At 33.0% G+C, this 26660-nt stretch carries 25 protein-coding genes; 13 read left to right on the forward strand and 12 right to left on the reverse strand.

Annotated elements, in window-relative coordinates:
* Positions 1-12: 12 nt before the first annotated feature.
* From PW52_RS01085 to PW52_RS01100, 4 genes are all read right to left on the reverse strand, one after another.
* On the reverse strand, positions 13-1380 hold the full coding sequence (locus tag PW52_RS01085) for an HlyD family secretion protein (protein ID WP_044631075.1): 1368 nt from the start codon (positions 1378-1380) through the stop codon (positions 13-15).
* A 5-nt stretch (positions 1381-1385) separates the two neighbouring features.
* On the reverse strand, positions 1386-3050 hold the full coding sequence (locus PW52_RS01090) for a peptidase domain-containing ABC transporter (protein WP_044631076.1): 1665 nt from the start codon (positions 3048-3050) through the stop codon (positions 1386-1388).
* Positions 3040-3720 (reverse strand): TetR/AcrR family transcriptional regulator, encoded by a 681-nt coding sequence (locus PW52_RS01095; RefSeq protein WP_044631077.1) that lies wholly within the window; start codon positions 3718-3720, stop codon positions 3040-3042. The genes PW52_RS01090 and PW52_RS01095 overlap by 11 nt, the downstream gene beginning before the upstream one ends.
* Positions 3721-4027: 307 nt before the next feature.
* The gene (locus tag PW52_RS01100; protein ID WP_044631078.1) at positions 4028-4471 is read right to left on the reverse strand and encodes a DUF1569 domain-containing protein; all 444 of its coding nucleotides are present in this window, start codon (positions 4469-4471) and stop codon (positions 4028-4030) included.
* A 46-nt stretch (positions 4472-4517) separates the two neighbouring features.
* On the opposite strand from PW52_RS01100, the gene radC reads away from it, so the two are divergent.
* The 6 genes from radC (at position 4518) to PW52_RS01130 (ending at position 10111) form a co-directional block, all read left to right on the forward strand.
* Positions 4518-5216 carry a RadC family protein gene (gene radC, locus PW52_RS01105; protein ID WP_044631079.1) on the forward strand — a complete coding sequence of 233 codons (699 nt, stop codon included), beginning with the start codon at positions 4518-4520 and terminating at the stop codon, positions 5214-5216.
* 82 nt (positions 5217-5298) lie between these two features.
* The gene (locus PW52_RS01110) at positions 5299-6600 is read left to right on the forward strand and encodes a polysaccharide deacetylase family protein (protein WP_044631080.1); all 1302 of its coding nucleotides are present in this window, start codon (positions 5299-5301) and stop codon (positions 6598-6600) included.
* Entirely contained in the window at positions 6590-7279 is a 690-nt protein-coding gene (locus tag PW52_RS01115) for a YjjG family noncanonical pyrimidine nucleotidase (RefSeq protein ID WP_044631081.1), read from the forward strand. Before PW52_RS01110 ends, PW52_RS01115 begins: the two co-directional genes overlap by 11 nt.
* A gap of 52 nt (positions 7280-7331) precedes the next feature.
* On the forward strand, positions 7332-7856 hold the full coding sequence (locus PW52_RS01120) for a hypothetical protein (RefSeq protein ID WP_044631082.1): 525 nt from the start codon (positions 7332-7334) through the stop codon (positions 7854-7856).
* Position 7857: 1 nt separating this feature from the next.
* A complete protein-coding gene (locus PW52_RS01125) occupies positions 7858-9270 on the forward strand; it encodes a DUF5723 family protein (RefSeq protein ID WP_044631083.1) in 1413 nt (470 codons plus the stop codon).
* Entirely contained in the window at positions 9260-10111 is an 852-nt protein-coding gene (locus PW52_RS01130; RefSeq protein WP_044631284.1) for a hypothetical protein, read from the forward strand. Before PW52_RS01125 ends, PW52_RS01130 begins: the two co-directional genes overlap by 11 nt.
* A 206-nt stretch (positions 10112-10317) precedes the next feature.
* Here PW52_RS01130 and PW52_RS01135 read toward each other — a convergent pair whose 3' ends face one another.
* The gene (locus PW52_RS01135) at positions 10318-11601 is read right to left on the reverse strand and encodes a replication-associated recombination protein A (RefSeq protein WP_044631084.1); all 1284 of its coding nucleotides are present in this window, start codon (positions 11599-11601) and stop codon (positions 10318-10320) included.
* Positions 11602-11782: 181 nt separating this feature from the next.
* Here PW52_RS01135 and PW52_RS01140 point away from each other — a divergent pair, with 181 nt between their 5' ends.
* Positions 11783-12520 carry a rhomboid family intramembrane serine protease gene (locus PW52_RS01140; protein WP_044631085.1) on the forward strand — a complete coding sequence of 246 codons (738 nt, stop codon included), beginning with the start codon at positions 11783-11785 and terminating at the stop codon, positions 12518-12520.
* A 20-nt stretch (positions 12521-12540) separates the two neighbouring features.
* Here PW52_RS01140 and PW52_RS01145 read toward each other — a convergent pair whose 3' ends face one another.
* The 7 genes from PW52_RS01145 to PW52_RS01175 form a co-directional block, all read right to left on the reverse strand.
* Positions 12541-13038 (reverse strand): hypothetical protein, encoded by a 498-nt coding sequence (locus tag PW52_RS01145; protein ID WP_131453959.1) that lies wholly within the window; start codon positions 13036-13038, stop codon positions 12541-12543.
* 19 nt (positions 13039-13057) lie between these two features.
* Positions 13058-13792, reverse strand: coding sequence for a 23S rRNA (guanosine(2251)-2'-O)-methyltransferase RlmB (gene rlmB / locus PW52_RS01150; RefSeq protein WP_044631087.1), 735 nt, complete (start codon positions 13790-13792; stop codon positions 13058-13060).
* Between the two features lie 73 nt (positions 13793-13865).
* On the reverse strand, positions 13866-14375 hold the full coding sequence (locus PW52_RS01155) for a lipid-binding protein (protein WP_044631088.1): 510 nt from the start codon (positions 14373-14375) through the stop codon (positions 13866-13868).
* Positions 14376-14378: 3 nt separating this feature from the next.
* Entirely contained in the window at positions 14379-15053 is a 675-nt protein-coding gene (locus PW52_RS16975) for an immunoglobulin-like domain-containing protein (RefSeq protein ID WP_052823307.1), read from the reverse strand.
* Between the two features lie 12 nt (positions 15054-15065).
* Positions 15066-16511, reverse strand: coding sequence for a SusD/RagB family nutrient-binding outer membrane lipoprotein (locus PW52_RS01165; protein WP_165586738.1), 1446 nt, complete (start codon positions 16509-16511; stop codon positions 15066-15068).
* A 12-nt stretch (positions 16512-16523) separates the two neighbouring features.
* Positions 16524-19700 (reverse strand): SusC/RagA family TonB-linked outer membrane protein, encoded by a 3177-nt coding sequence (locus tag PW52_RS01170; RefSeq protein WP_044631090.1) that lies wholly within the window; start codon positions 19698-19700, stop codon positions 16524-16526.
* A gap of 240 nt (positions 19701-19940) precedes the next feature.
* Positions 19941-21623, reverse strand: coding sequence for a POTRA domain-containing protein (locus PW52_RS01175; protein WP_044631091.1), 1683 nt, complete (start codon positions 21621-21623; stop codon positions 19941-19943).
* Between the two features lie 289 nt (positions 21624-21912).
* On the opposite strand from PW52_RS01175, the gene rpsL reads away from it, so the two are divergent.
* The 6 genes from rpsL to rplD all read left to right on the forward strand — a co-directional run bounded on the left by rpsL (position 21913) and on the right by rplD (position 26653).
* Positions 21913-22287 (forward strand): 30S ribosomal protein S12, encoded by a 375-nt coding sequence (gene rpsL / locus PW52_RS01185; RefSeq protein ID WP_044626943.1) that lies wholly within the window; start codon positions 21913-21915, stop codon positions 22285-22287.
* Between the two features lie 22 nt (positions 22288-22309).
* Positions 22310-22786: a 30S ribosomal protein S7 gene (gene rpsG / locus PW52_RS01190; RefSeq protein WP_044631093.1), complete on the forward strand. Its 477-nt coding sequence runs from the start codon at positions 22310-22312 to the stop codon at positions 22784-22786.
* 5 nt (positions 22787-22791) lie between these two features.
* Positions 22792-24918: an elongation factor G gene (gene fusA / locus PW52_RS01195; protein ID WP_044631094.1), complete on the forward strand. Its 2127-nt coding sequence runs from the start codon at positions 22792-22794 to the stop codon at positions 24916-24918.
* Positions 24919-24929: 11 nt separating this feature from the next.
* Entirely contained in the window at positions 24930-25235 is a 306-nt protein-coding gene (rpsJ, locus tag PW52_RS01200; RefSeq protein WP_044626940.1) for a 30S ribosomal protein S10, read from the forward strand.
* 171 nt (positions 25236-25406) lie between these two features.
* Positions 25407-26024: a 50S ribosomal protein L3 gene (gene rplC / locus PW52_RS01205; RefSeq protein WP_044631095.1), complete on the forward strand. Its 618-nt coding sequence runs from the start codon at positions 25407-25409 to the stop codon at positions 26022-26024.
* The gene (gene rplD, locus PW52_RS01210; protein WP_044631096.1) at positions 26024-26653 is read left to right on the forward strand and encodes a 50S ribosomal protein L4; all 630 of its coding nucleotides are present in this window, start codon (positions 26024-26026) and stop codon (positions 26651-26653) included. The genes rplC and rplD overlap by 1 nt, the downstream gene beginning before the upstream one ends.
* Positions 26654-26660: the final 7 nt, after the last annotated feature.

Consider the following 26660-nt stretch of genomic DNA (forward strand, 5'->3'; position numbering starts at 1 on the left):
AATTTTAAATGATTATTTAGACTTTTTAGCATCACTATTTTGGGATGCTTCGTGGCCAAAAGGTGTATAGAAATTTGGAGGGAAACCATTTATTTGTCGCCAAATTTCGTACCAAATTGGTACATCTTCTAATAAGGCAATAGTTTGCGCGCCAGAGCCTACACGTAAAGCTTGTGGCCAAGGTTCGTAATCGGGATCGCGCGTTATTAAAACTCGGTATAACCCTTGCTCGTTTGCAAAATTTTCTATGGCAACAATTACAGCACCGTAAGTTCCGTAAGATACGTTTGGCCAACCACTAAAAACAATAGCAGGCCAACCATCGAATTGTACTTGCACGTGTTCGCCTAAATGCAATAGTGGTAAATCCATTGGCTTTACATACATTTCTACAGCCAAATCGTAGTTGGCAGGCATAATACCAACAAGTGGTTCGCCTTCTTTAAAGGTTTCGCCAATACCAGATTTTATTGCTTTATTTATGTAGCCATCCTGCGGGGCAGTAATATATTGTAAACTGTTTCGTTTGGTGTAATTGGCTAAACTATTTTCTAGTTTCGATACTTGGGCTTCGGTATCTAGAGCGCTAGACTGTGCGGTATATAAATCGCTTTGTGCCTTGGCTAATTTGTCGTTGTATGTAGTAACAATTGTAGAGACGCTTAGTTCTGCGTTTATAACTTCGTTCTTCGAAGCTAGCCATTTATTTTTTTGTGAATTAAGTTTCGCATTGGCTTCTTGTAATTTATTCCTAAATTCTTCTACATCTTTTACAGCTTTTAATCCTTCTTCTTGTAAATTAATAGTACGCTCAAACTGGGTTTGTGCAATGGTAGCTTTAATTTTTGCAGCTTCCAAATCCATACTATCTGTTGTTACTTTTAACTTAGATTGTAGTAATTTGTTTTTAGCTTGCTCTAACTTTAATTTTTGCTCTTGTTTTAAGGCTGAATATTGATTTCGTAAGGCGCCAACTTTTGAATTATAAGAATCTACAGAAGCAGACTTTGCACGAATTTGGTCGCTAGTACGATCGGTTAATTGCTCATCGAAATAATCACTTTTTATTTCAGATATTTTAATAATAGTATCGCCTTTTTTTACATAATCACCTTCTTGTACAAGCCATTCATCTATACGACCAGGAATTGGAGATTGTAAGGTTTGCGGACGCTGATTTGGTTTTAACGTAGTAACATAACCTTTGCTGGTTATATTCTGGGTCCATGGTAATAACAAAATAATTAGCACCAAAATAGAACTTACGATAAGTAAACGTCTAAATAATTTATGCTGATTGGTATGTAATGTAGCTTTTCCAGATTTATAACTGTATAAATCGAGAAAATTAGAGACTTTATTTGTAGATATATTAAGCATAAGTTTTACGATTTAATAATGCGACCATCTTCTAAAGTTATATGCTTGTTACACATGCGTTTCCAGAAGTTAAGATTACTAACAACAATAACACTCCACGGGTTTGATGGGGCACAAATAAAACTAAATATTTTTTCAGATTCCTCTATGTTAAACTGTTTTAATGGTTCTTCAAGAATTAAAACTTTAGGCTTTTTTAATATGGCTCGAGCTAAAAGTAGTTTAGCCGAAATAAAATATGGAATTTGCTTGCCTTCAGGTTTTAAAAGTGTATTTAAGCCTTTAGTTTGTTGTTTTAAAAATGAAGTTAAGCCAACACGGTCTAAAATTTCAAAAATATCTTCATCAGAAATATTCTTGTCTCCAAAGGTTAAATTTTCTCGTATTGTACCTTCAAAAGGAGTTTCTTCAGACATAACCATGCCTAAATGTGATCGGTATTTATTTATATGTAAACTTTCTAAGGATAAATTGTTAATAAAAATATGCCCATCGGTTGGAGTTAAAACACCAGAAATTAACTGTAATAATGTAGATTTTCCTGAGCCACTTTCCCCTTGAATTAAAATACGGTCTTTAGGTTCTATGGTAAACGAAATATCTTCTAAAATGGGTTTTTTTCTGTTTTCTACGCGATAATCGGCATTATTTAATTCTATGGTTATAGGTTTTGTTTCGGAGACTTCTTCTCCAGATTGTTTTTCTATGGATTTATCTACCACTTGTCCCAGCTTTTCGATGGCAGTTAATACATCATAAAACGACTCTAAACCTAGAATAAGTTTTTCAACTGAAGCAATAATTAATAAGATGATGATTTCGGCCGCAACAAACTGTCCAATATTCATTTGTTGGTGTAATACTAGATAACCGCCAACAAGCAATAAACCAGCTGTAACAACAACTTTAAAGCCTATCATTTGCTTAAACTGAAGCACTAAAATTCTAAAGTGTTTTTCACGAGAATCTACATAATCATAAACCAAATCGTCTGTTTTAGTTAAAGCTAATTTAGTTTTACCTGAAAGTTTAAAGCTAATTACGGTTCTTGCAATTTCTTCTAACCAGTGCGCCACTTTGTATTTGTATTTAGATTCTTGTAAACTCGTATCTAAACCTTTTTGTGCGGTATATTTAAAAACAACAAAAATTAACCCGAGTAGCAGTAACCCAAAAAGAATAAAAAATGGGTGATAAAAAGCTAATAGAATTAGTGCGAAAATAATTTGAATAAACGCTGAAGGAATATCAATTAAAATTTTTGATAATCCTTTTTGAATACTTAAGGTATCGAAAAATCTATTCGCCAGTTCTGGTAAATAGTAGTTTCGCATTTCATTCATTTTGATTTTAGGAAATCTGTAAGCTAATTCAAAAGATGCTCTGGTAAAAATACGTTGTTGTATATTCTCAATAATTCGTATTTGAATTAGTTTTAAAATGCCTGTAAAAGCTACTCCAGTAGTTACTAATACTACTAAAACGATCCAAGAGGTAGATACTTGTCCGCCTTGTAAAAGTGTAATAATGGCTTGAATACCCAGTGGTAAGGTTAAGGCTAAAACACCTTCAAAAATAGCGAAATTGGCAACTTTAAAAATGTCTTTTTTTTCTAATTGTATTAGGCCTATAAAGCGTTTCCATGGTGATAGTACGCTGTTATTTTTCATGCTTTAACGTATTAAAGATTAAGTTTGTATAAAACTTAGTTACAGATGTCTTTTCGTTACAGTTGGTAATATTTTTAAAATGATTTTTAAAGAAGTGCTGTTGTAAAGCGCCTTCAATGATTGTATTGGCTAAACTTAACGGGTACTTGTAAGTGGTGTTAAAATCTGAAATTATTGAAGCAAAGCGCTTAACTACACGTTTATAAGGCATGAAAAAACCTTCTTCGTTTTCGGTGTCAACATCGTGTGTTAAATAAACTTTGGCATTTTCGTTAATTACAATTTTATTAAGTAAAACCTCGTTAATATGTTCAAAATCACTGTCTTCTTTAGTTGTACGTGTTAAAACAGTAATACTCTTTTTTAATTTTTTTTCTGGATTTTTTAAGGCAAATGTTTCTAAAACCAATTGGTATTCAATCCATACCCAATACCATGAGGTTAAATACATTAGTAAATGGTGTTTACTCTCAAAGTATCTATAAATAGAACTTTCATTCGAATTAATAGCGAAACCTAGCTTTTTAAAGGTAAATTGCTCAAACCCTAGTTCGTTAATAAGCAAAATGCTATGCTTAACAATACGCTTTCCTAATTTAGAAGTTTCCGGGTCTTTAATAAAGATGCCTTCTGGAACCTCTATTTTAAAGCTTTCTAGTAAATCTATCATCAATATTAATCCTATACTTCACAAATTTAATAGTATTACTTTTAATATTGCGTTTTATAATATTAAATTTTGTTAAAATTGTATTTAATAGTTTCTAAGTCTGTGTATAATTATTTTGGCTTTTTATCGGCCTTTGATATAGTTAGTACTTTTAAAGATAGAAGCGATGAATATTTATATTAAAATACCTAAAGCGGTAATATACAAATTGGTTAAATTTTGGAAACAGAATCTAGCCAACATAATTATTGTTTTAGGTTTAATATTTAGTAGCAATATGCTAGGAGGAACTTATTTGTAGATTAGTTTAAACACCAAATTGTCTTAAATGATGATCTAGATGTTTATATTGTAATTGCCCCCACTGTTCGTTTGTAAAATAACCAAATGCCGGATGAGGAGCCCATTCAGCTTTGTCGCGTTGGCTATGAACTTCACTAATTAAGTTTAATAATTTGGTTTTTTCTTCTGTTAAATTTTTAGTTTCGGTGGTTTTTAAAAATTTCGATGTAGGTAAACCTTTTCTCCAAGGTTTATCATTATATAATGATTTTTTAAAAAATAATTTAGCAATCCAACTCGAAGACATTCCAAAAGTCTTGTTTTGCAGCATTATATCTAAAGGACCTTGACAATGCCAAACCATTTGGCTAACATTCATTTTCCCCCACAGCGCTCTCGATTTTTCAGATAAATTGTTCACCCTATTTTCTAGTTCTTGTTTTGCTTGAGTACTAAAAATGGATTTCATACTACAGATTTTTTATTTCTAAAGTTACAATTTATATATTTATCAAATGCAAGAAAAATCAACTTCCTTTTCCATAAAAAATTGGAGTCAAGACGATCAACCACGCGAAAAATTGCTACATAAAGGTAAAGGCGCATTAAGCGATGCCGAATTGGTAGCCATTTTAATTGGTACAGGCAGTCGTGAAGAAAGTGCCGTAGCCTTATGCAAACGTATTTTGGCAAGTGTAGATAATAATTTAAGTGAATTAGGAAAACTATCTGTAAAACAGCTCATGGCTTTTAAAGGCATTGGGGAAGCAAAAGCTATAAGTATTTCTGCAGCTTTAGAGTTAGGACGTCGTCGTCGTGGGGAAGAAGCGCTTCAAAAAAAACAAATTACATCAAGTCATTCGGTTTTCGAAATGATGCAACCCGTAATTGGCGAATTACAACATGAAGAGTTTTGGATTATTTATTTAAATAATTCTAATAAAGTAATTCAAAAAAATCAACTTAGTAAAGGCGGTATTACAGGAACGCTTGTAGATGTTCGTTTGGTGTTAAAACAAGCGTTAGAGGTTGGAGCTACGAGTTTAATTTTATCGCATAACCATCCATCGGGAACTTTAAAACCAAGCGAAGCCGATAAACAAATTACTAACAAACTAAAAGTGGCAGCACAAAGTTTAGATATAAAAGTGCTAGATCATGTTATTATAACCGAAAAAGCCTATTTTAGTTTCGCCGATGAAGCCATTTTATAAACTACAATTAGCAAACTAACCTTAACCTTAAAAGCATATTAAAACGGTTTGATTTGTTATTTTTAACCTAGAATTAATTTTAATGCTTTTAGTTTACACTCATAAAATTACGCCACGATTAAAATATGTTTTTAAACATGTGTGTACGCGTATTTTAAAGGTTCAAGTTGGTTTTACTACAAAAGTAGAAGATTTTATTGCGCACGACAGTTTAAAAATGTCGTACACTAAACAACCACTAAGTAATGAGTTTTTTATAAAAAATCATGATATTTTATTCGAGCAAGGTTTAGCCGATGTAGAAATTAATGTACAAACATGGGAAAATACAAAATGTTTCTTTGCTAATGGAGAAAAAAGTGCTTTACCCTTTGATATTTTTGCAGCTTCATTTTATTTATTGTCGCGCTATGAAGAATATTTACCGCATGTTAAAGACGACTATGGGCGTTTTCCAGCTTCTCAAAGTTTGGCATTTAATGAAGGTTTTTTAAATCAACCGGTTGTAGATATTTGGGCTTATAAATTTAAAGATGCTTTACAGCAACAGTTCCCTGAATATAAATTCCCAGATAAAACATACAGCTTCAAACCAATTATTGATGTTCCAAATGCATATAATTACATGGCAAAAGGAATTGTTCGAACTATTGGTGGCGTAATTCGTGATTTGTTACATTTAAGGTTTAAAAGTTTATATGAAAGGTTCGCAGTTTTAATTGGTTTTAAGCACGACCCGTTCGATACTTTTAAGTATATAATTAACAGACAGCGTTATTCAAAATATAAATTTCAATTCTTTTTTCTGTTAGGAGATTATTCAACCTTCGACAAAAGTATAAGCGTAAACAATAAAAAATTTGTATCACTAATAAAGCATGTAGCAGATTATTGTTTAGTGGGTATAAAAGTTTCGTATTTTGCTTTAAACGATTTACAGTTGTTAAAAAAGGAAAAGTTAAGGATGGAAGACATCTTAAACACGGCATTACGAGCGTCTCGTCAATCCTACTCCAAACTTAACTTACCAGAATCTTATCGCAATTTAATTGAATTAGAAATAAATGAAGATTATACTATGGGATACGTAAATACCATAGGGTTTAGGGCAGGAACCTGCACGCCGTTTTTGTTTTACGATTTAGATTACGAAATACAAACCCCTTTGTTAATAAACGCTTATCATCTTATGGATTATGCACTTTTAAAACATAAATCTTTACTAGATAAAAAGCAGGTGTTAAATCAAATTATAAATGAAGTAAAGCAAGTAAATGGTGAGTTTGTTGCAGTTTTTCATAATTATACCTTTACAGACGAACCACGATGGAAAGGGTTTAAAGAATTGTTCAATTTAATATTAGATTCGGCAAATGAAGCTTAAGGGTATTACAGATGTGTTTTTCGATTTAGATCACACACTATGGGATTTCGATAAAAACTCGGCGCTCACATTTCAAAAAATATTCAAAACAAATCAAATTATAGTAAGTTTTGATGCTTTTATAGCTGAATATATTCCGATAAATGAATATTACTGGAAGCTTTTTCGAGAAGGAAAAGTAGAAAAAGAAGCCTTGCGTTTTGGTAGATTAAATGATGCTTTTAAGGCTGTTAATCATGCGGTTGAAGCTGAAACAATTCATAAATTATCAGAAGATTATATCACCTATCTTTCTAGTTTTAATTACCTTTTTGAGAATACATTCGAAATATTAAAATATCTGCAAACGAATTATAATTTGCACATTATTACTAACGGATTCGATAAGGTTCAGCAAAAAAAACTAGTGAATTCTAACATTCATAATTTTTTTAAAACGGTAACAAATTCTGAGATGGTAGGAGTTAAAAAACCCGATCCTAAAATTTTTAATTATGCCATGCAAATAGCGAATTGTAACGAGCAACAAAGTGTTATGATTGGCGATAATTTTGAAGCAGATATTTTAGGAGCTCAAGCTGTTGGTATGGAAGCTATTTATTTTAATAAAGCAGATATAAATCAAAGAAATAACCTTAATAGAGTAAATAATTTAATTGAATTAAAGCTATTTTTATAATTAACAATAAACCAAGTTTTAAGAAGTTAATATATTTAAAGTAACCTTATTTATGTTTAAAATCATCCCTTTTTTTATTGGTATTATTTTGTTAACATCTTGTGCAGAAGAGGTAGATTTTAACCAAGCAAACCAAATTCAAATTTCACCAACCGTAGAGTTAAGCCTTGTTTACACCCAAGCCGAGGTAAACGATTTTTTAGTAAACGGACAGGAAGTGGTAACTACAGAAACCGATTTTATTGAAGTCGATATTTTTAACGATCAGTTTATTAATGATAATGTTACAAAAGTTGATTTGCATTTTGAAACGGAAAACACTTTACCCAGAGAATTTCAATATGCAGTTAATTTTTATACCGAAACAGGAAATTATTTATATACCTACAGCTTTTCAAGTTTAGAAACTTCACCACATATTGCTACTTTCGAAGATGATAATTTAAACATTATAAAAAACACGTCTATATTAGAGTTTGTTATTTCTATGCTTCCCGGTGAGGCACTAAATAGTGAAACCCAAGGCGCTATTTCTCTTAAATCAAAAGGAATATTTTATTTTAATATAGAAAGTTAAAATGAAGCATATTCTGTGGTTATTAAGTTTTATAAGTGTGTTTTGCTTTTCGCAAAACAAGCAATTATTATATGGTTTTTCAGATATTCCTCAAAATTTACTGCTTAATCCTGGAGCCAATGTAAATCAAAGTGGACATGTTGGTATACCGTTATTGTCTCATTTTCATTTAAACGTTGGTACATCAAAAGTAACAGTATACGATTTATTTGCCGATAACAATATAGATTTTAACACGAAACTAAAATCGGCTATTTATGGTGTAAAAAGTAAAGATTTTTTTACTGCAACCCAGCAATTAGAACTCTTCTCTGGTGGGTTTGCTTTTGGTCCGAGTTTTAAAAAAGACAAATACATAAGTTTTGGATGGTATCAAGAAACCGATTTTATAGCATATATACCAAGAGATTATGCCATTTTAGCTTACGAAGGTAATGTTGGTAATACGAATAGAGTTTTTAATGTAGGTGATTTAAGTTTTAAATCAGAATTAATTTCTGTACTACATTTAGGTTTCAATAAAAAAGTAAACGATAAATTTACTTACGGTATTCGCGGTAAAATTTACTCTAGCGTAGCCAATGTTTCTTCTGCGGCGAACAAGGGTTCTATTGTAACCAGAGTGGGTGATAATAATTTATTGTCGCATACTTTTAATTTAGATATGGCCGTACAAACGTCGGGGATTGCCAGTTTAATTAATGATGATAACTCTAATTTTAGTGAAGATATTTCAACCTTACGAAAAAGGTTGCTATTTGGTGGAAATTTAGGTTTAGGTCTCGATTTGGGATTTACTTACCAAATTGATAAACAATGGCATGTCGACGGTTCTTTAGTCGATATTGGTTTTATTTCACATAAAAAAGATGTAGAAAATTACGAGCTTAACGGTACTTATGTTTACGAAGGTATTGATCCGTTATTTCCAGAAACCGATGGAGAAACTGCAGATAGTTACTGGAGTGAAATTGAAGAAGAAATTGAAGAATTATTTAAAGTTGATACCACCGCGACACGTTATACTACATTGAGACCTGTAAAATTAAATGCTTCTTTAAATTATTCGTTTGGGAAAAAACGCCTTAAAGATTGTGATTGCTTGCAAGAAAATGGAGGCTATATAAATCGTGTTGGGGCGCATCTATATGCAATAAAAAGACCAAAATCACCTCAGTTTGCATTATCTGCTTATTATTACCGACGTTTGTTTAATGGGCTTGATGCCAAAGCTACTTATACTGTAGATAGTTACACCTTTTACAATTTTGGTTTGGGGATTTCTACGCATATCTATGGATTAAATATTTATGCAATGGCCGATAATTTGCTTAATTTTAAGAATATTTATGATGCACGTAGTGTATCTTTACAATTTGGAATTAATTATATATTTAATAAAAATGAAAATTAAATTATTTTTTTTAGGAGTAAGTTTACTACTATGTTCTGCTGGTTTTGCGCAAAAAAACTTAAATAACTACAAGTATGTTATTGTTCAAAATAAATATGATTTTTTAAAAGAAGCAGATCAATACCAATTAAATTCGTTAACTAAATTTTTATTCGAAAAATATGGCTTCGAAGCTGTTTTAGAAGGTGAGAATTTCCCCGAAGAAATGGCTTTTAATCGTTGTTTAGCTTTAAGCTCCGATGTTATTAAAGATTCTGGCATGTTTAAAACCAAGTTGTCTGTGCAACTTAAAGATTGTAACGGAGCTTTAGTGTTTACTTCACAATTAGGAGAGAGCCGCGAAAAAGAATATAAAGTAGCTTATCATGAAGCCTTAAGAGATGCTTTTAAATCTATTGAATTATTAAACCATAAATACGAGCCTAAAAGCGAGGGTAGTTTGCCAGCGAAAAAAACAATATCAGAAAAAGTTGCAGCTGCGAACGTAGAAAAAGAAAAAGAGGTTGCGCGTTTAAAACAAGAATTAGAAGCACTTAAAAAAGAAAGAGAAACTTCAGCTAAGGCTGTAAAACCAATCGAGCCACAACCAAAAAAAGTAGTACCAGTAACTAAAAGCTTACCTGCTAAAGCTCAAATATTGTATGCTCAAGAAACACCAACAGGATTTCAATTAGTAGACAGTACACCAAAAGTAGTATTCAAAATAAAAAAAACAGGTCGTAAAGATTTGTTTTTAGTAGAAGGCGAAGATTCTGTTATTTACAAACAAGATAACAAATGGATTTACGAGTACAATACCGATGCTGGCGCACAGCAAAAAGAGCTAAATATTAATTTTTAGGTTTTTAGTGCATAGAGGGCAGTAGGCAGTAGGTAGTAGGCATTTGTTGCGTCATGAATTTCTGTGTATTTATTGTTAGTTGATTTATTCTTTTGTTAATAAAATATTTCTCTAATTGCATTATAGTAACTCCATACGTTTTAGTTTTCAAGAAACAAGAAACAAGAAACAAGAAACAAGAAACAAGAAACAAGAAACAAGAAAACCTAATATCCGTACTTGTCCTTCCATCGTTCCTTTAAAAAACTACGGTGTGCATTTTCACGAGCATTATTTCCGGGGTCGTAAAGTTTGGAGTTTTTAATTTCATCAGGCAAAAACTCTTGTTTTGCAAAATTGTTTTCATAGTTATGTGCGTATTTGTAATTATCGCCATAGCCCAAATCTTTCATAAGTTTAGTTGGGGCATTTCTTATTTCTAAAGGCACACTTAAATCACCAGTTTGTTTAACCAATTGTTGGGCTTTACCAATAGCAGCATAAGCGGCATTACTTTTAGGCGAACAGGCTAAATAAGTAGCACACTGGCTTAAAATAATACGCGATTCTGGGTAGCCAATGGTGGTTACCGCTTGAAACGTGTTGTTTGCAATAACCAAAGCTGTAGGGTTGGCATTACCAATATCTTCACTAGCAGCTATAAGCATACGGCGAGCAATAAACTTTACATCTTCGCCACCTTCAATCATGCGAGCAAGCCAATACACCGCAGCATTTGGGTCGCTACCGCGAATCGATTTAATAAATGCCGAAATAATATCGTAATGTTGTTCGCCAGTTTTATCATAGCGCACCGTATTGTTTTGTACTTTTTGCAGAACCACATCATCGGTAATAACCACATCGTCCGTATCAAACGAATTCACAATAAGTTCGAAAATATTAAGTAGTTTTCTGGCATCGCCACCAGAAAGTCGCAATAATGCTTTAGTTTCTTTTAGCGTAATGTTTTTATTCGATATGTATTCATCTTCAGAAATAGCCCGCTTTAAAAGCGTTTCTAAATCATCTTTATCAAAAGCATTTAAAATATACACTTGGCAGCGCGAAAGTAATGCCGAAATAACCTCAAAACTCGGGTTTTCGGTAGTGGCACCAATAAGTGTTACCCAGCCTTTTTCTACGGCTTGTAATAACGAATCCTGTTGCGATTTACTAAACCTATGTATTTCATCAATAAATAAAATAGGGTTTTTGGTATTAAACAAGCCACCGCTGTTTTTGGCCTTATCAATAACCTCACGAACATCCTTAACACCAGAACTAATTGCGCTTAACGTATAAAATGGCCTGCCAGATTGGTTTGCAATAATATTAGCCAAAGTCGTCTTACCAATACCTGGAGGTCCCCAAAAAATCATCGACGGAATTAAACCCTGTTTAATATGCTGTGTAAGCGTACCATTTTTACCCACCAAATGCTCTTGGCTCACATAATCTTCCAATGTTTTTGGTCGTAATCGTTCCGCTAAAGGCTCGTTTGCATTCATAAATGTAAAATTACAGAAATTTTTAGGTTTTGGGCGTGCCCCTTCATATAATTACGGGTCGCGCTTTCCGTTGCAAGTCCTCGCTACGCTGTGGGCTTTTCACTGCAATCGCTCACGCGGGCTTATCTGCCAATTTAGCACATAAACCAAACTTGGATGCTTTTTTGCTATTTTAACAGCAATGAATAAATCGCAACAATTTAAATTCTCAACAGGCGTAATTGCTTACCCTGTGTTTTTTGTTCTCACCATCTGGATTGTTTTTTGGGCCGAGGTTAGATTTGGGTATAATTTTAGCAAATATGGCGTGTATCCACAAACATTAAAAGGATTGCGAGGCGTGTTGTTTAGTCCATTTATTCATGGTAGTATCGAGCATATTTATCACAACACTATACCGTTGTTTGTGTTGTCTACTGCGTTGTTTTATTTCTATAGGAAAATAGCTTGGAAAGTACTTTTTTACGGCATTTTGTTATCAGGTTTCTTAACGTGGTGTATTGGCAGACCCTCTTATCATATTGGCGCAAGCGGATTAATTTATGTATTAGTTAGTTTTACTTTTTTTAAAGGTATTTTTGCTAAATATTATAGATTAATAGCTTTGTCGCTTTTAGTTGTTTTTCTATACGGAAGCATGATTTGGTATACTATGCCGGTTGATAATAGTATTTCCTGGGAAGGCCATTTAGCCGGATTAATAACCGGATTACTTTTTGCTTTACTATTTAAGAAAGAAATAGCCAAACCTAAAAAGTTCGCTTGGGAGGAAGAACATTATAACGAAGATGATGACCCGTTTTTAAAACACTTCGACGAAAACGGAAATTTTATAGAAAGTTTACCTGAAGATGAGGTCGAGGAAGAAACAGAACAACTTCAAATTCGATATATTTTTAAGAAAAAAGACGAGGAGTAGTGTTTTTAGCTAGATTTTATCTATTTGTGGTTTGTGGTCAGTTTGTATATACCAAATATGTATCCGTTGATGTATGATAGTAAAAACGAAAAGTTTCTAAAATACTCTGAGATATTCGATTCATCTAAAGTAATATTATCATGGTTATTCTGATTATAAAATAATATTATTTTTTTTAACATTAGTGAAAGATTTAAATCATCTAATATTAATTTATGTGCGTAGTCATTTCTGATTGTATTTAATTTTTTTAAAATCTCAATAACTTCGAATGGCAAATTTCCAAATTGTTCTGCTAAAAATATTTTCTTTGAATATGTTATATTTTGTTTAAACATATTTAAGTTTCTTTGCTTTGATATTGATTGTATATAGCAATTTAACGTAAACTCACTAATTACATGAGCTTTTAAGACTAAATTTTCTTTAATATTTTGAGCTATGTTAATATTTTGAGACATGAAATTCGAGGAGAAAGTGGAAAATTCTTTAGTCGAATAATGTCGTATTTCTTTCATGTTTATACTGTTTTGAAAATTATCGTCTCTGTCTAACAGCTTCGTACAAAAATGCACCACAAGCCACAGAAACATTTAACGATTCAATGTCGCCCATTAAAGGTAATTTAGCTTTATCGTCGGCCACTTTTAATACCGATGGATTAATACCTCTGCCTTCCGATCCCATAATTATGGCGCAAGGTTCTGTAAACGAAACATCGTAAATCGTATTGTTAGTTTTTTCGGTAGCAGCAATTACTTTTATACCCGATGCTTGCATATAAAATACGGCATCTTTAATATGGTCTACTCTGCAAATTGGCACTTTAAAAACGGCACCTGCACTAGTTTTTATAGTATCACCATTAATAGGGGCAGCACCTTTTTTTTGTATAATTATACCGCTAACACCGGTACATTCTGCAGTTCTAATAATGGCTCCAAAATTTCTAACATCACTAAGTTGATCGAGTAGGAGGAAAAGTGGCGTTTTACCAGACTCCATAACATTAACCACTAAATTTTCGATATCATAAAATTCAACAGGCGATATTTGTGCCACAGCACCCTGATGATTTTTTTTAGTTAATCGGTTTAGTTTTTCTACCGGAACATATGATTTTGCAATGCCTGTTTTATTAACCAACGATTCTAATTCGTTAAATAAATCGCCGTGTAAACCTTTTTGTAAAAAAACTTTATCGATAGTTTTTTCAGAATTTATCGCTTCAATTATAGCGCGAATACCAAAAATTTGTGTGCTATTTTCCATTGGTGTAAAGGTATAAAAAAACCACTCTTTTCAGAGTGGTTTTTGTAATTAACTAATTTTCTGTTTTAGCTTTTTAATGTTCGTCTTCTGCTAAGCCAGTTCTTTTATAGCCTGTAATTTGGTAAACTGTAGTAGGATCATCAGAAAAAACAGCATCAAAATATATGCTATCAACTGTATTACCTCCTGAACTAACAGTACCGTCTTCTACAATTGCTCCATTTGTAATTGTAACGTCAACTTCATAACCATCTACATTACTAGAAAGGCTTTCTCCAGAAAATGTTTTTGTTGTTAAATCTATTGGACATTTTACTTTGAAGGCCCAAGTATGTTCTCTATCATCAATTATAAATTCTGTCGATGTGTTACTTGAAGAATTAGTAGTTGTAATTAATTGGTATCCTAGGTTATATACGTCAACGCCGTCAACTAAGAATTGTATATACCAATCTCCACTCACTTCCGACACATTTGTTAATCCAACATCATAATCTTCAGTTTCATCACATGAAATGAAAATGGTGCTGAATAATGTAATCAGAACTACTGATAAAAATTTCATTTTTATTATATTTTTCATTTTTTATTCTTTTATTAATTTAACATCAAAACCAAAAGTACCTTGTTGAACTGTGTGACTTAATGTAGTTCCATCTATTGCGCTATTTAAAATTTCCCATGGTCCCCAAGGAGAAGTCGTTGATAACCAAGTGTATGTTGTGTTATCGTCGCTTACATAAAAATAGGTTAATAGTCTGTAAGCTAAGCCGTAATTACGTGCTCCACAACAATAAACTCCACCAAAAAAATCATCGGCTACATACGTGCTAGGAGCTATTTTAGTAATATTACAACCAGCGATCATTGTTTCTCCTCTAGCTTCACCTGTGTATACTCCAGAGTAATCAACTCCAGAATCGTTTTCTGGATGAACGATTACAGTCCTTGTTGCCACTTTTTCAAATCCGTCTGCATTTGTTATACTATAATTTATATAATATATTCCAATGGTACTATCATCAACAGGGTTGTCTGTTATGATTCGATCTGTTACAATTTCGTCACCTTCGTAAGCAATCACTCCTGGATCTGTATATGTGGTTCCTACTGGGTGTGTTGTAACCTCATCACCTAGTAATTCAATAATATTGAAATACGTTATCTGCGAAACATCGGCTGTATCTGTATCAGAAGAGCATGATGTAAGAATCAATCCTGATAATATAAATACTGCGATATAATTTTTTAAATTTTTCATAAATATTTTTTTTTAATTTGCGTACCAAGTTTTTTCAGTAATATCTAAAATTTCAGTAGGAGCATTTACATTAGTTTGTAATTCATCATTTGGATATTCAAATCTTTTAGGGAATGCACCTAATGTAGTTCCTTCTACAGAGTATGTTAATTGCCCTGGTACGTAAGATAGATCTGTAGTTGGTACACTACTAATACTAGGATAGCCTGTTCTGTTTTGTTCGATGAAGCTTTCGAAACCACTTCCAGGGAACAAATCAACCCATTTTTGTAGAATTATAGCTTCTATATTTTCTTCATTGCTTCCATTAGGGTAAGCATAATTTCCAGAAATAAATGTTGAAGCATCTAATCCCCATCTTTCAAATGCTGCAGTAACACCTTCTTCATATAAAGCTTGTGCACCTGTGCCGCTCATATAACGTACTCGAGCTTCAGCCTGAATAAACTTGCTTTCTGCTTTAGTCATAAAGTAAAATGCATCTGTTGCATTAAGAATTGGTAATGAGGCATCTGCAGTTCCATCTTCAAAGTTACCTTGTTCTTGAAAATTTACACCATCATAATATTCATCAAGTCTTGTGTCTCCATTACGTTGTAAGTAAGTGCCTAATGTACTACTGGCTCTTAAATTTGTTCCAACATTTAATTGTCTTCTTTCATTTTCATATAATGGGTTACTTCTACTGTCCTCGTCAATATATTGAGTTATAGCAGCTGCATCGTCTAGAAATGAAACGCCAGAATTAATTAATGATGTTATACCGCTTTGAGCAACCGAAGGTCTTGCATTAGATTGTCTTAGGTATATTTTTAGTAATAATGTATTTGCGAACTGAGTCCATTTGTCCATATCACCTTCAAAAATGTAATCATCAGTACCAGGAGTGTTGTCTACTGGAGATTCTGATAAATCTTTGGCAAGGGCATTTTTAAGTTCGGCCGTAATGGCATCATAAATCTCTTCACTTGTGTTAAATGAAGGACTTAATATTGTAGGATCGTTCGCTTCAGTATAAGGCACGTTTTCATAGAAATCTGCTAATAACTGGAAAGAATAAGCTTCTAAAGTTGTAGCGATTAAATAATAGTTCCAATTTTCATCTTCTAAGGAGATTGATTGTATGTTTCTAATATCTGTTAAGGCGTCATACATTTGAGCCCAACCACCTGTAATTAATCCACTACTGTTGGTCATAGAATAATCATCAATTACTCTATACTGGTTCGCTACAGCACTTTGTGTATAAAATTGGCTCCATAAGCCACCAGGAATTGCAAAGTATGTACCAGCGGCGGTAGCTACTCCTGTTATTGATGTTGGTAATTCTGCAGAAATAGGAATATCAGTTGGAGATAAAAGATCTGGATCTGTATTGATATCTAAATCCATATCACACGCTTGAAAGCATATTAGTGAAATAAATACAACTTTTATTTTTATATAAATATTTTTCATTTTCATTTATTTTTAGAATGATAATTTAACAGTTGCACCATAAGTACGTTGAGAAGGGTTTGTTCCAAACTCACCAAATTCACTTCTAATTCCGAATCCGTATGTAGAAGTTTCTGGGTCAACATAAGTATTGTCACTAGGAGTCCATAAGAATAGGTTCTTACCGTAAACAGAGAATGATAATCCCGTTAATCCTAATGGTTCAAGAAAATCTCTATTAACGTTATAGGCTAAAGATAGAGATCTAAGTCTAACAAAGCTTTTGTCAATTATATGTTCGTTTTCAATAGCTTGGTTTGAACTTGCACTATAAAAGCCAGTAATATCTTCGTAATCAACATAAGTAGTATTCTCGCTATATGTGCCATCTCCATTATCTACTACTGAATTAGGCACTATAAAAGATTGTCTGTTATTATAGGTTGTTTCAATGCCATTTCCTACAAAATAACTTAATCGTTTAGTGTAAGAGTACATCACACCTCCTTGTTTCCAATCCCAATTAACTCCTAATCTAAAGTTTTTATAAGTGAATACATTTTGTAATCCCATTATAAAATCTCTTTGTGAAGTTCCTTGGTAATCTTCCGTACCATCATAAGAATAATATCCAGTAGCAGGATCTACAATAATTTGACCGTCTTCAGTTGTGTCTGGAGAAGGCGCGTAGAATACACCTAGAGGTTTGCCAACTTCTGCTCTGAAGTATGTTTCATAAGCAGAGTATATGTCTATTTGATCTTGATCGCCTGCGACATCTGTTACTTCACTGTCATTTTTAGAAAATGTATAAGTTACATCCCAAGTAAAGTCTTTACTTACAATTGGTTTACCTGTTAAGGTTAATTCAATACCTTTGTTTGTTAAATCTACAAAGTTACCTGTAACACTCGAATAACCAGTTGACCTTGGTACATCTAAACTTACAATTAAATCTTTTGTGTCTCTGTTGTAAAGAGCTAAATCTACACCTAATCTATTATTAAAAAAGCTAGCATCTAAACCTAGTTCAATTTCATCAGTAATTTCCGGTTTAAGATTAGGGTTTGCAATTTGGCCATAAATTTCATAACTATTTACTCCTCCGAAAGGGTAAGATAGAGATCCAAAATATCCGGCATTAGAAGCTTGACCTGCAACAGATTCTGTTAAATATGTTCCAGTGTCATTACCTACACGAGCGATACTTCCTCTAAGTTTTACAAAAGAGCTATTGTTATCTAATACAACTGCCGCTAATGCAAGAGAAGGGTATATGTATGAGTTGTTTCCAACAGGAAGTGTTGAAGTATTATCATTACGAGCGGTTAGCGTTAAGAAATATCTGTTTACATATCCAAACTCTAGACTAGTATAAGCTGCATATCCTCTTCTTAAATAATCATTTTGCGAAATAGTAGGAGTACCTGCAGAGTTGCTAATTTCATAGTATCCAGGTAAATCTAAATCTGTTACAACAGTGCTTAAAGATTCGCCTTCTCTCTGGTTGTAGTTAAAACCTAAAAGAGCATTGAATGTTAAGTTATCACTAAGATTTTTGTTGTAGTTTAAATTAAAATATGTATCAAACTCTTTGTTTGTATACTTATATTCTCCAACAGCACCAACTACGGCATTTGCACCAGCAAGGTCTTGTGGCGAACCTTCAATATAATTTAATACTGCACCAGTTCTTTTTACATACTCGTTTTCAATATCTCCACCAATTTGAAAAGATGCACTAATATTATCGGTAATGGCGTAACTTAAATTTAAATTTCCAAAAAACCTGTTTTTATTAATCCCAATTTTATTGTTACTAAGTGTAGTATATGGGTTTGTTGCATATGGCGTATAAAAATAACTAGGAGTATTAAAAATGTTACTTTGATCTTCTAAGTCAATTATACTAATATCATTAGGGATTTGTATTAATTCTTGCATTAATGATTTACCAAAACCGGCATCATCACCTTGACCTGTTGGTACAGCGTTTTGAGTTTTAGTCACGTAATTAGCACTTGCTCTAATTTTTAACTTATCATAAGTTAAACCAGCATTTAGGCCAAAGTTATTTTTTAAGTATATATCCGCTTCTGTTGGGAATACACCATCAGAATCTACCCTTGAATAAGTAAAAGAAGCATTTGCTTTATCGCTAGCTCCACTAACTGTTACTGAGTTTGTGTAGGTGTTTCCAATATCAAAAAACTCTCTTAAGTTGTCTTCAAGAGGCACATAAGGTTTTAACAATTGCGAATCATTTACAATTCTACTCCATGTTCTTAATTGACCATCGAATTCTGCTCCCCAAGAACCATTTTCGTTACTGGCAGCTGTACTACCTTCTCCTGAAACAAATGAATAAGATAAACCGCTCCATCCTGTTCCAAATTGTTGTTGAGCATCAACTAGTTTAGCTACTTCGGAAAAATCGATAGAGCTAGAAATTTCAACTTTTAATTTACCTTTTCCTTTTTTAGTGGTAATTATTATGGCACCGTTAGCTGCTCTAGAACCATAAAGCGCTGTTGCTGCCGCACCTTTTAAGAAGTTAATGGTTTCAACGTTGTTAGGGTCGATATCTGTAGCTCCAGACCCAGCATCAAAAGAACTAGTCGATGTCGTCCCACTTGAAGATCTGTTTAAGATTGGAGTTCCATCTACGATATACAACGGATTGTTTGATCCTGTAATAGAACCTAGCCCACGAGAAATTACCTTTGTTGATGCACCAGGTTGAGCTGGAGCGGAAATATCTACACCAGCGATTTTACCAGATAAAGATTCAAATGGGTTAGCATTTACAACCTCGGTAAGTTCATCACTATCAACTTTAGTCGATGCAAAACCTACAGACCTGGCTTGTCTAGTTTGGCCAAATGCGGTAATTACAACTTCTTCTAATGCCGCAGCATCTTCCGATAAGGTAACATTAATTGTGCTTGAAGCACCTACTGTGATTTCTTTAGACGTATACCCAACAAAACTGAATACAAGAATATCTCCTGTGTTCGCTTTAATTGCATATTTACCATCGAAATCTGAAGATGTACCTGAAGAGGTACCTTTTACTAAGACAGTTGCTCCAGGCAGAGGTAGTCCAGTACCATCTGAAACTATACCTGAAATTGTCTTTTCTTGTGCAAAAGTTAATTGCACAACAAACGCTAGTAATAGCGTTAAAATTCCACTAAACTTTGTTTTCATTTTAAAATTATTTGAATTAGTCAATGCCAAAAATCTTAATTATTAGTTAATAAAACAACAAAAACAAGTTAAAATTTAGAAAAAAGGGAAAAACGTTAACATAATTGCAACGATTTTTTAAGTTTATAGCATAATCTTTAGTGGGTTATGTTTTGGGTTTTGGTTATAGTTTTAAAGGTATAAGTAGGGAATAATGAAGAAGTTATGTTAAAAACAGCCTTTTTGTATTTAATTTTTTAGTTAAAAATTAGTTTTTAAACTAATATGTATCTTCGAATTTGAAAATTTAAAATTCGAATCTTCAAATTTGCCATTTGCGTAATTTAATTTGAAAAGCCCTGATTTTGTTAGGATTCCTAGCCCTATGCCGTAACCAAATAATTTCTCCTTGGCTAATGTTATGTCGTTTTCAAAATAAGCTGCATCAAAAATAGTATTGATGTAAATGTTACTAGATAACTGATAACGATACTCCGTGTTTATTACGCTAAATAAATTGGCGTAAATACTGTTTTCTTCAAAACCTCGTATAGAATTTATTCCGCCAAACCTGTAGAGTTCGTTTTCGAAATATGCGTTGGATGATAATAAGGCGTTGTTTGTTCTTAAAAAAAAACTATTCCTATTATTTAAATAAAATATTTTGAAAGCTTCAAGTGTAAATTGTGATTGTTGTTGCTCGTTAATATTGGTTTTTCTTTTTCCTAAGCCGCCTTCAATATAAAACTTGGATTTAATAGGGAAAAGCAGGTTGTTTGAGTTTAAACTTAAGTATTCGTAATTTAATGTATAGAATGTTGATTCGTAATCGTTAATATTTAAATTTTGTGTTATGTTAAGTAAATTGCTTGATGTAGTGCTGTTAATTCCAGTAGATATTTTGTGTTTAGCATTTATTTGATAGTTAAGTTTAGCGCTTTGATTAGCTGTTGTAAACGAAGAGTCTTTTTTAAATATGTGTAAGGCTAAATCTATTCCTATTGCAGTGTTAAATAAATAGGGGGTTTTAGTGGTTATTTCGAAGGTTTGTTGGTCGTTTTCATCGCTTTTATAAAATATACTTAACGATTCACCGTAATTAAGGTTGTTCGTTAAATTTAAATTTAGGTAACCATCAAATTGAATTTTATTGGTTTCTTCGTTTGTGCCAAAACCTAAAAATCCATCAAAAGTGTTCCTTGGTCTTTTTTCAATATATAAATATAATGATGTAGAATCTTTAGTAAAAAGGACTTCTGGAGATTTTAACTCGCTTGCGAAGTTTAAATTATTTAATTGATTGGTTTTGGTTTGTATGTCGTCTAAATTGAATACTTGATTTTGTTTAATCTTTAAATAATGTTTTAAATACGATTTTGGGAATTTCTCATATCCTTTAATAATTATGCTATTGATTATTCTTTTTTTGTTTGAATCTGACGTTGTTAATCTAGCTTCAACCAAATCGTTGTTAATAATTATATTAGATAACATAAGTTTAGCAAAAGGTAATCCTGTTTTCGAGATTTCATTGTTTATATAGTTTAAACCGTCTTCAATTTCTGTAAATGGTAAATCAAAGTAAGTTTTGTTGTAATTGCTCGATATCTGCTTTATTATGTTTAAGTCTAAATCTGTTTCATTATAAAAAATGCGTAATTGTTTGTAGCGTTTATTTAAGGTTAATTGAATATGGAATGAAGAATCGTTTACCTTATTAATTGGGTTAGGTTTTAATTCAATATGTCCTTTTGTTTCTAATGCAAGCTTAATAGCTTCAACTTCTTGTTTTATTGATAAGGAGTTTGGGTGGGTTTTAGTGTAGTTTAATGAATCTATAATTTGGGTTTCAAATTCGGTTTTACCAATTATTTTTAAATTGAGATTTTGTGAATACACAGATCCAAAAAAAAGACTAGTAATAATAAGGAGTAAAAAACGCAAATCTGTGAATTAAATTTTCAGCTTTAATATTGTAAAACTAACGTAAAACGAATAGATATAATATGGAGAAATTATAAAATTTAATTTTTTAAAAATTATTGTATCAATTATATGTTTTAACGGTCATTTTATCTAAAAACATATATTTAAAACACTTCGATAAAAATCCTATAGACGAAAAAAACGCCTATGATATGAAAATTAATGAATTAGGATTTGAATTATTAAATAAAATTTCTACCTTTGCAGCCCTTTTAACGAGGGATTATAAAAAATTAGTATAAAATATATGCCAACAATTTCACAATTAGTACGAAAAGGAAGAGCCAAAATAACCAAGAAGAGTAAATCGGCTGCTTTAAATTCGTGTCCACAAAGACGTGGTGTATGTACTCGTGTTTACACAACAACTCCTAAAAAACCTAACTCAGCAATGCGTAAGGTAGCAAGGGTTCGTTTAACAAACGGTAACGAGGTTAATGCATACATTGGCGGTGAAGGTCACAATTTACAAGAGCACTCGATAGTATTGGTTAGAGGTGGAAGGGTAAAAGATTTACCAGGAGTTAGATACCACATTGTTCGTGGTGCATTGGATACCGCAGGTGTTCAAGGTAGAACGCAACGTAGATCTAAGTATGGTGCAAAACGCCCTAAAAAGTAATTTAAAACTTTAAGAAGAAGACATGAGAAAAAGAGCAGCGAAAAAAAGACCGCTTTTACCAGATCCACGTTTTAACGATCAGTTAGTAACTCGTTTTGTTAACATGATGATGTGGGATGGAAAAAAGTCTGTCGCTTTTAAAGTATTTTACGATGCAATTGATATCGTAGATCAAAAGAAAACAGATGAAGAAAAAACAGCTTTAGAGTTGTGGAAAGATGCTTTATCAAATGTGATGCCTCACGTAGAAGTACGTAGTCGTCGTGTTGGTGGTGCTACTTTTCAAATTCCAATGCAAATTCGTCCAGATAGAAAAGTTTCAACAGCAATGAAATGGTTAATTGGTTATGCTAGAAAGCGTAACGAAAAATCTATGGCCTTGCGTTTAGCTTCAGAAATTTTAGCAGCAGCTAAAGAAGAAGGAGCAGCGGTAAAGAAAAGAGTTGATACTCATAAAATGGCAGAAGCTAACAAAGCATTCTCACACTTTAGATTCTAAATAAAATGGCAAGAGATTTAAAATTTACAAGAAACATTGGTATTGCAGCACACATTGATGCTGGTAAAACTACAACTACAGAGCGTATCCTTTATTATACTGGGGTTTCTCATAAAATAGGGGAAGTTCATGATGGTGCCGCTACAATGGACTGGATGGAGCAAGAGCAAGAACGAGGTATTACAATTACTTCGGCGGCTACTACTTGTACCTGGAAATTCCCTTTAGAAAACGCACAACCTGTACCTGAAACTAAAGATTATCACTTCAATATTATTGATACTCCGGGTCACGTTGATTTTACCGTAGAGGTAAACCGTTCGTTACGTGTTTTAGATGGTTTAGTATTCTTATTTAGTGCAGTTGATGGTGTTGAGCCACAATCTGAAACTAACTGGAGACTTGCAGATAACTATAAAGTGCCTCGTATTGGTTTTGTTAATAAAATGGACCGTCAAGGATCTAATTTCTTAGCAGTTTGCCAACAGGTAAAAGATATGTTAAAATCGAACGCAGTGCCAATTGTATTAAACATTGGTGATGAAGCAGATTTTAAAGGTATTATAGATTTAGTAAAAAACCGTGCTATTGTTTGGCACGATGAAACTCAGGGAGCTACTTTCGACGTGATTGAGATTCCTGAAGATATGAAAGAAGAAGCTCGTAAGTACCGTGCACTTTTAATTGAAGAAGTTGCAACTTACGATGAGAACCTTTTAGAAAAATTCATGGAAGATGAAGATTCTATTACAGAAGAAGAAGTGCACGCTGCACTTAGAGCTGCTGTAATGGATATGGCTATCATTCCAATGATTTGTGGTTCTGCTTTCAAAAATAAAGGTGTTCAGTTCTTATTAGATGCTGTATGTCGTTATTTACCTTCTCCAACAGATAGAGATAATATTGTAGGAACTAATCCTAATACAGGAGAAGATGCCGTGCGTAAGCCAGATGCAAAAGATCCTTTCTCAGCATTAGCATTTAAAATTGCTACCGATCCTTTCGTAGGTCGTTTAGCTTTCTTCCGTGCTTATTCTGGTCGTTTAGATGCAGGTTCTTACATCTTAAATAACCGTTCAGGTAAAAAAGAACGTATTTCTCGTATCTACCAAATGCACTCTAACAAACAAAATGCTATCGATTTTATTGAGGCAGGAGATATAGGTGCTGCAGTAGGTTTTAAAGATATTAAAACAGGTGATACATTATCAGATGAAAAGAACCCAATCGTTCTTGAATCTATGGATTTTCCAGATCCAGTAATTGGTATCGCTGTAGAGCCTAAAACAAAGGCTGATGTAGATAAGTTAGGTATGGCTTTAGCTAAATTAGCAGAAGAAGATCCAACATTTACAGCAAGAACCGATGAGGCTTCAGGTCAAACAATTATATCTGGTATGGGTGAGCTTCACTTAGATATTATTGTAGATCGTCTTAAACGTGAGTTTAAGGTTGAAGTAAATCAAGGTCAGCCACAAGTAGAGTACAAAGAAGCTATTACACAACGTGCAGAACACAGAGAGGTTTACAAAAAGCAATCTGGTGGACGTGGTAAATTCGCAGATATTGTATTTACATTAGAGCCTGCCGAAGAAGGAACCGAAGGATTAGTATTCGAATCTCAAATTAAAGGTGGTAACGTTCCTAAGGAATTTGTTCCATCAATCGAGAAAGGTTTCCAAATGGCAATGGTAAATGGTCCATTAGCTGGTTATGAAGTAGATGCTATGAAAGTAACATTAACAGATGGTTCTTACCACGACGTGGATTCAGATCAATTATCATTCGAATTGGCTGCCAAGTTAGGATTTAAAGCTGCTGCAAAAGCTGCAAAAGCCGTAATTATGGAGCCTATGATGAAATTAGAAGTTATTACTCCAGAAGAAAATATGGGTGATATCGTTGGAGATTTAAACCGTCGTAGAGGTCAAGTAAGTGACATGGGAGATCGTAACGGTGCAAAAACAGTTAAAGCTATTGTGCCTTTATCAGAAATGTTTGGTTATGTAACAACATTAAGAACATTATCTTCTGGTCGTGCTACTTCTACAATGGAATTTTCACACTATGCTGAAACTCCATCAAACATTTCAGAAGAGGTAATTAAAGCAGCTAAAGGGATTGAAGCCTAAAATCTAAGAAAATGAGTCAAAAAATCAGAATAAAATTAAAATCTTACGATCATAATTTAGTAGATAAATCTGCTGATAAAATCGTAAAAACAGTAAAAAGTACTGGTGCTGTTGTAACTGGACCAATTCCATTACCAACTCACAAAAAATTATTTACAGTACTTCGTTCTCCACACGTTAACAAAAAGTCGAGAGAGCAGTTTCAATTATCTTCTTATAAAAGATTATTAGATATCTACTCGTCGTCGTCAAAAACAATTGATGCGTTAATGAAACTTGAGTTACCTAGTGGTGTAGAAGTAGAAATTAAGGTTTAAGTATAAACTTTAATTTTTAACTCGAACTAGATTCAAGTTCTCGTTAAGAGAAAGTAAAATGTCCCACCGATGCGGTCGCGGGAAAAACGGCAAAAATACAATTCAAGGACGAAGCGTATTTTGTCCTTGAATTTTTTTTAAATAAGTAATAAATAAATTAATAATTAAATTATGTCTGGGTTAATTGGAAAAAAAATCGGTATGACCAGCATTTTCGACGAAAACGGGAAAAACATTCCTTGTACGGTAATCGAAGCTGGACCATGTATCGTTACCCAAGTCAGAACTGAAGAGGTTGATGGCTATGAAGCTGTTCAATTAGGTTTCGATGACGCGACAGAAAAAAGCGCTACAAAAGCAGACTTAGGTCATGCTAAAAAAGCGGGTACTTCTGTAAAACGCAAAGTTGTTGAATTTAAAGGTTTTGATGCGGAGTACAAATTAGGTGATGCTATAACAGTAGATCATTTTGCTGAAGGTGAATTTGTTGATATTTCAGGTACATCAAAAGGTAAAGGATTTCAAGGTGTTGTAAAACGTCATGGTTTTGGTGGTGTAGGTCAAGCTACTCACGGTCAGCATAACCGTTTAAGAGCGCCAGGTTCTATTGGTGCTGCTTCTTACCCTGCTAGAGTATTCAAAGGAATGCGTATGGCCGGAAGAATGGGTGGAGAAAAAGTGAAAGTTCAAAATTTAAGAGTTTTAAAAGTAGTTCCTGAAAAGAATTTACTTGTTGTTAAAGGTTGTGTACCTGGACACAAAAACGCTTATGTAATTGTTAGAAAATAATGAAAGTAGCAGTTTTAGATATAAACGGAAAAGACACAGGTAGAAAAGCAGAGCTTTCTAACGATGTGTTTGCTATTGAGCCTAATAATCATGCGGTTTACTTAGATGTTAAACAATATTTAGCTAACCAACGCCAAGGAACTCACAAATCTAAAGAAAGAGGTGAGATTGCTGGTAGTACTCGTAAGATTAAAAAGCAAAAAGGAACAGGTACTGCAAGAGCTGGTTCTATTAAGTCTGGTGTGTTTAAAGGTGGTGGTCGTATGTTCGGTCCAAGACCTAGAAATTATAACTTCAAACTTAATAAAAACCTTAAGCGTTTAGCACGTAAATCGGCTTTAAGTATTAAGGCAGGTGAGCAGTCAATTACAGTTCTAGAAGACTTTAACTTCGAAACAGTAAAAACTAAAAACTTTACTGCAGTGTTAAAAGCCTTAGAACTAGAGAATAAAAAATCTTTATTTGTGTTGGGCGCGTCGAATAATAATGTATATTTGTCATCGCGTAATTTAAAAGGCTCTGAAGTTGTAACTTCTTCAGAATTAAGCACTTATAAAATTTTAAATGCAAGTCAAGTAGTCCTTTTAGAAGGCGCTTTAGAAGGAATTGAAACAAACTTAAGTAAATAAGAAACAG

Origin of the sequence: Neotamlana sedimentorum (genome assembly GCF_000943565.1) — a bacterium.
Lineage (GTDB): Bacteria > Bacteroidota > Bacteroidia > Flavobacteriales > Flavobacteriaceae > Neotamlana > Neotamlana sedimentorum.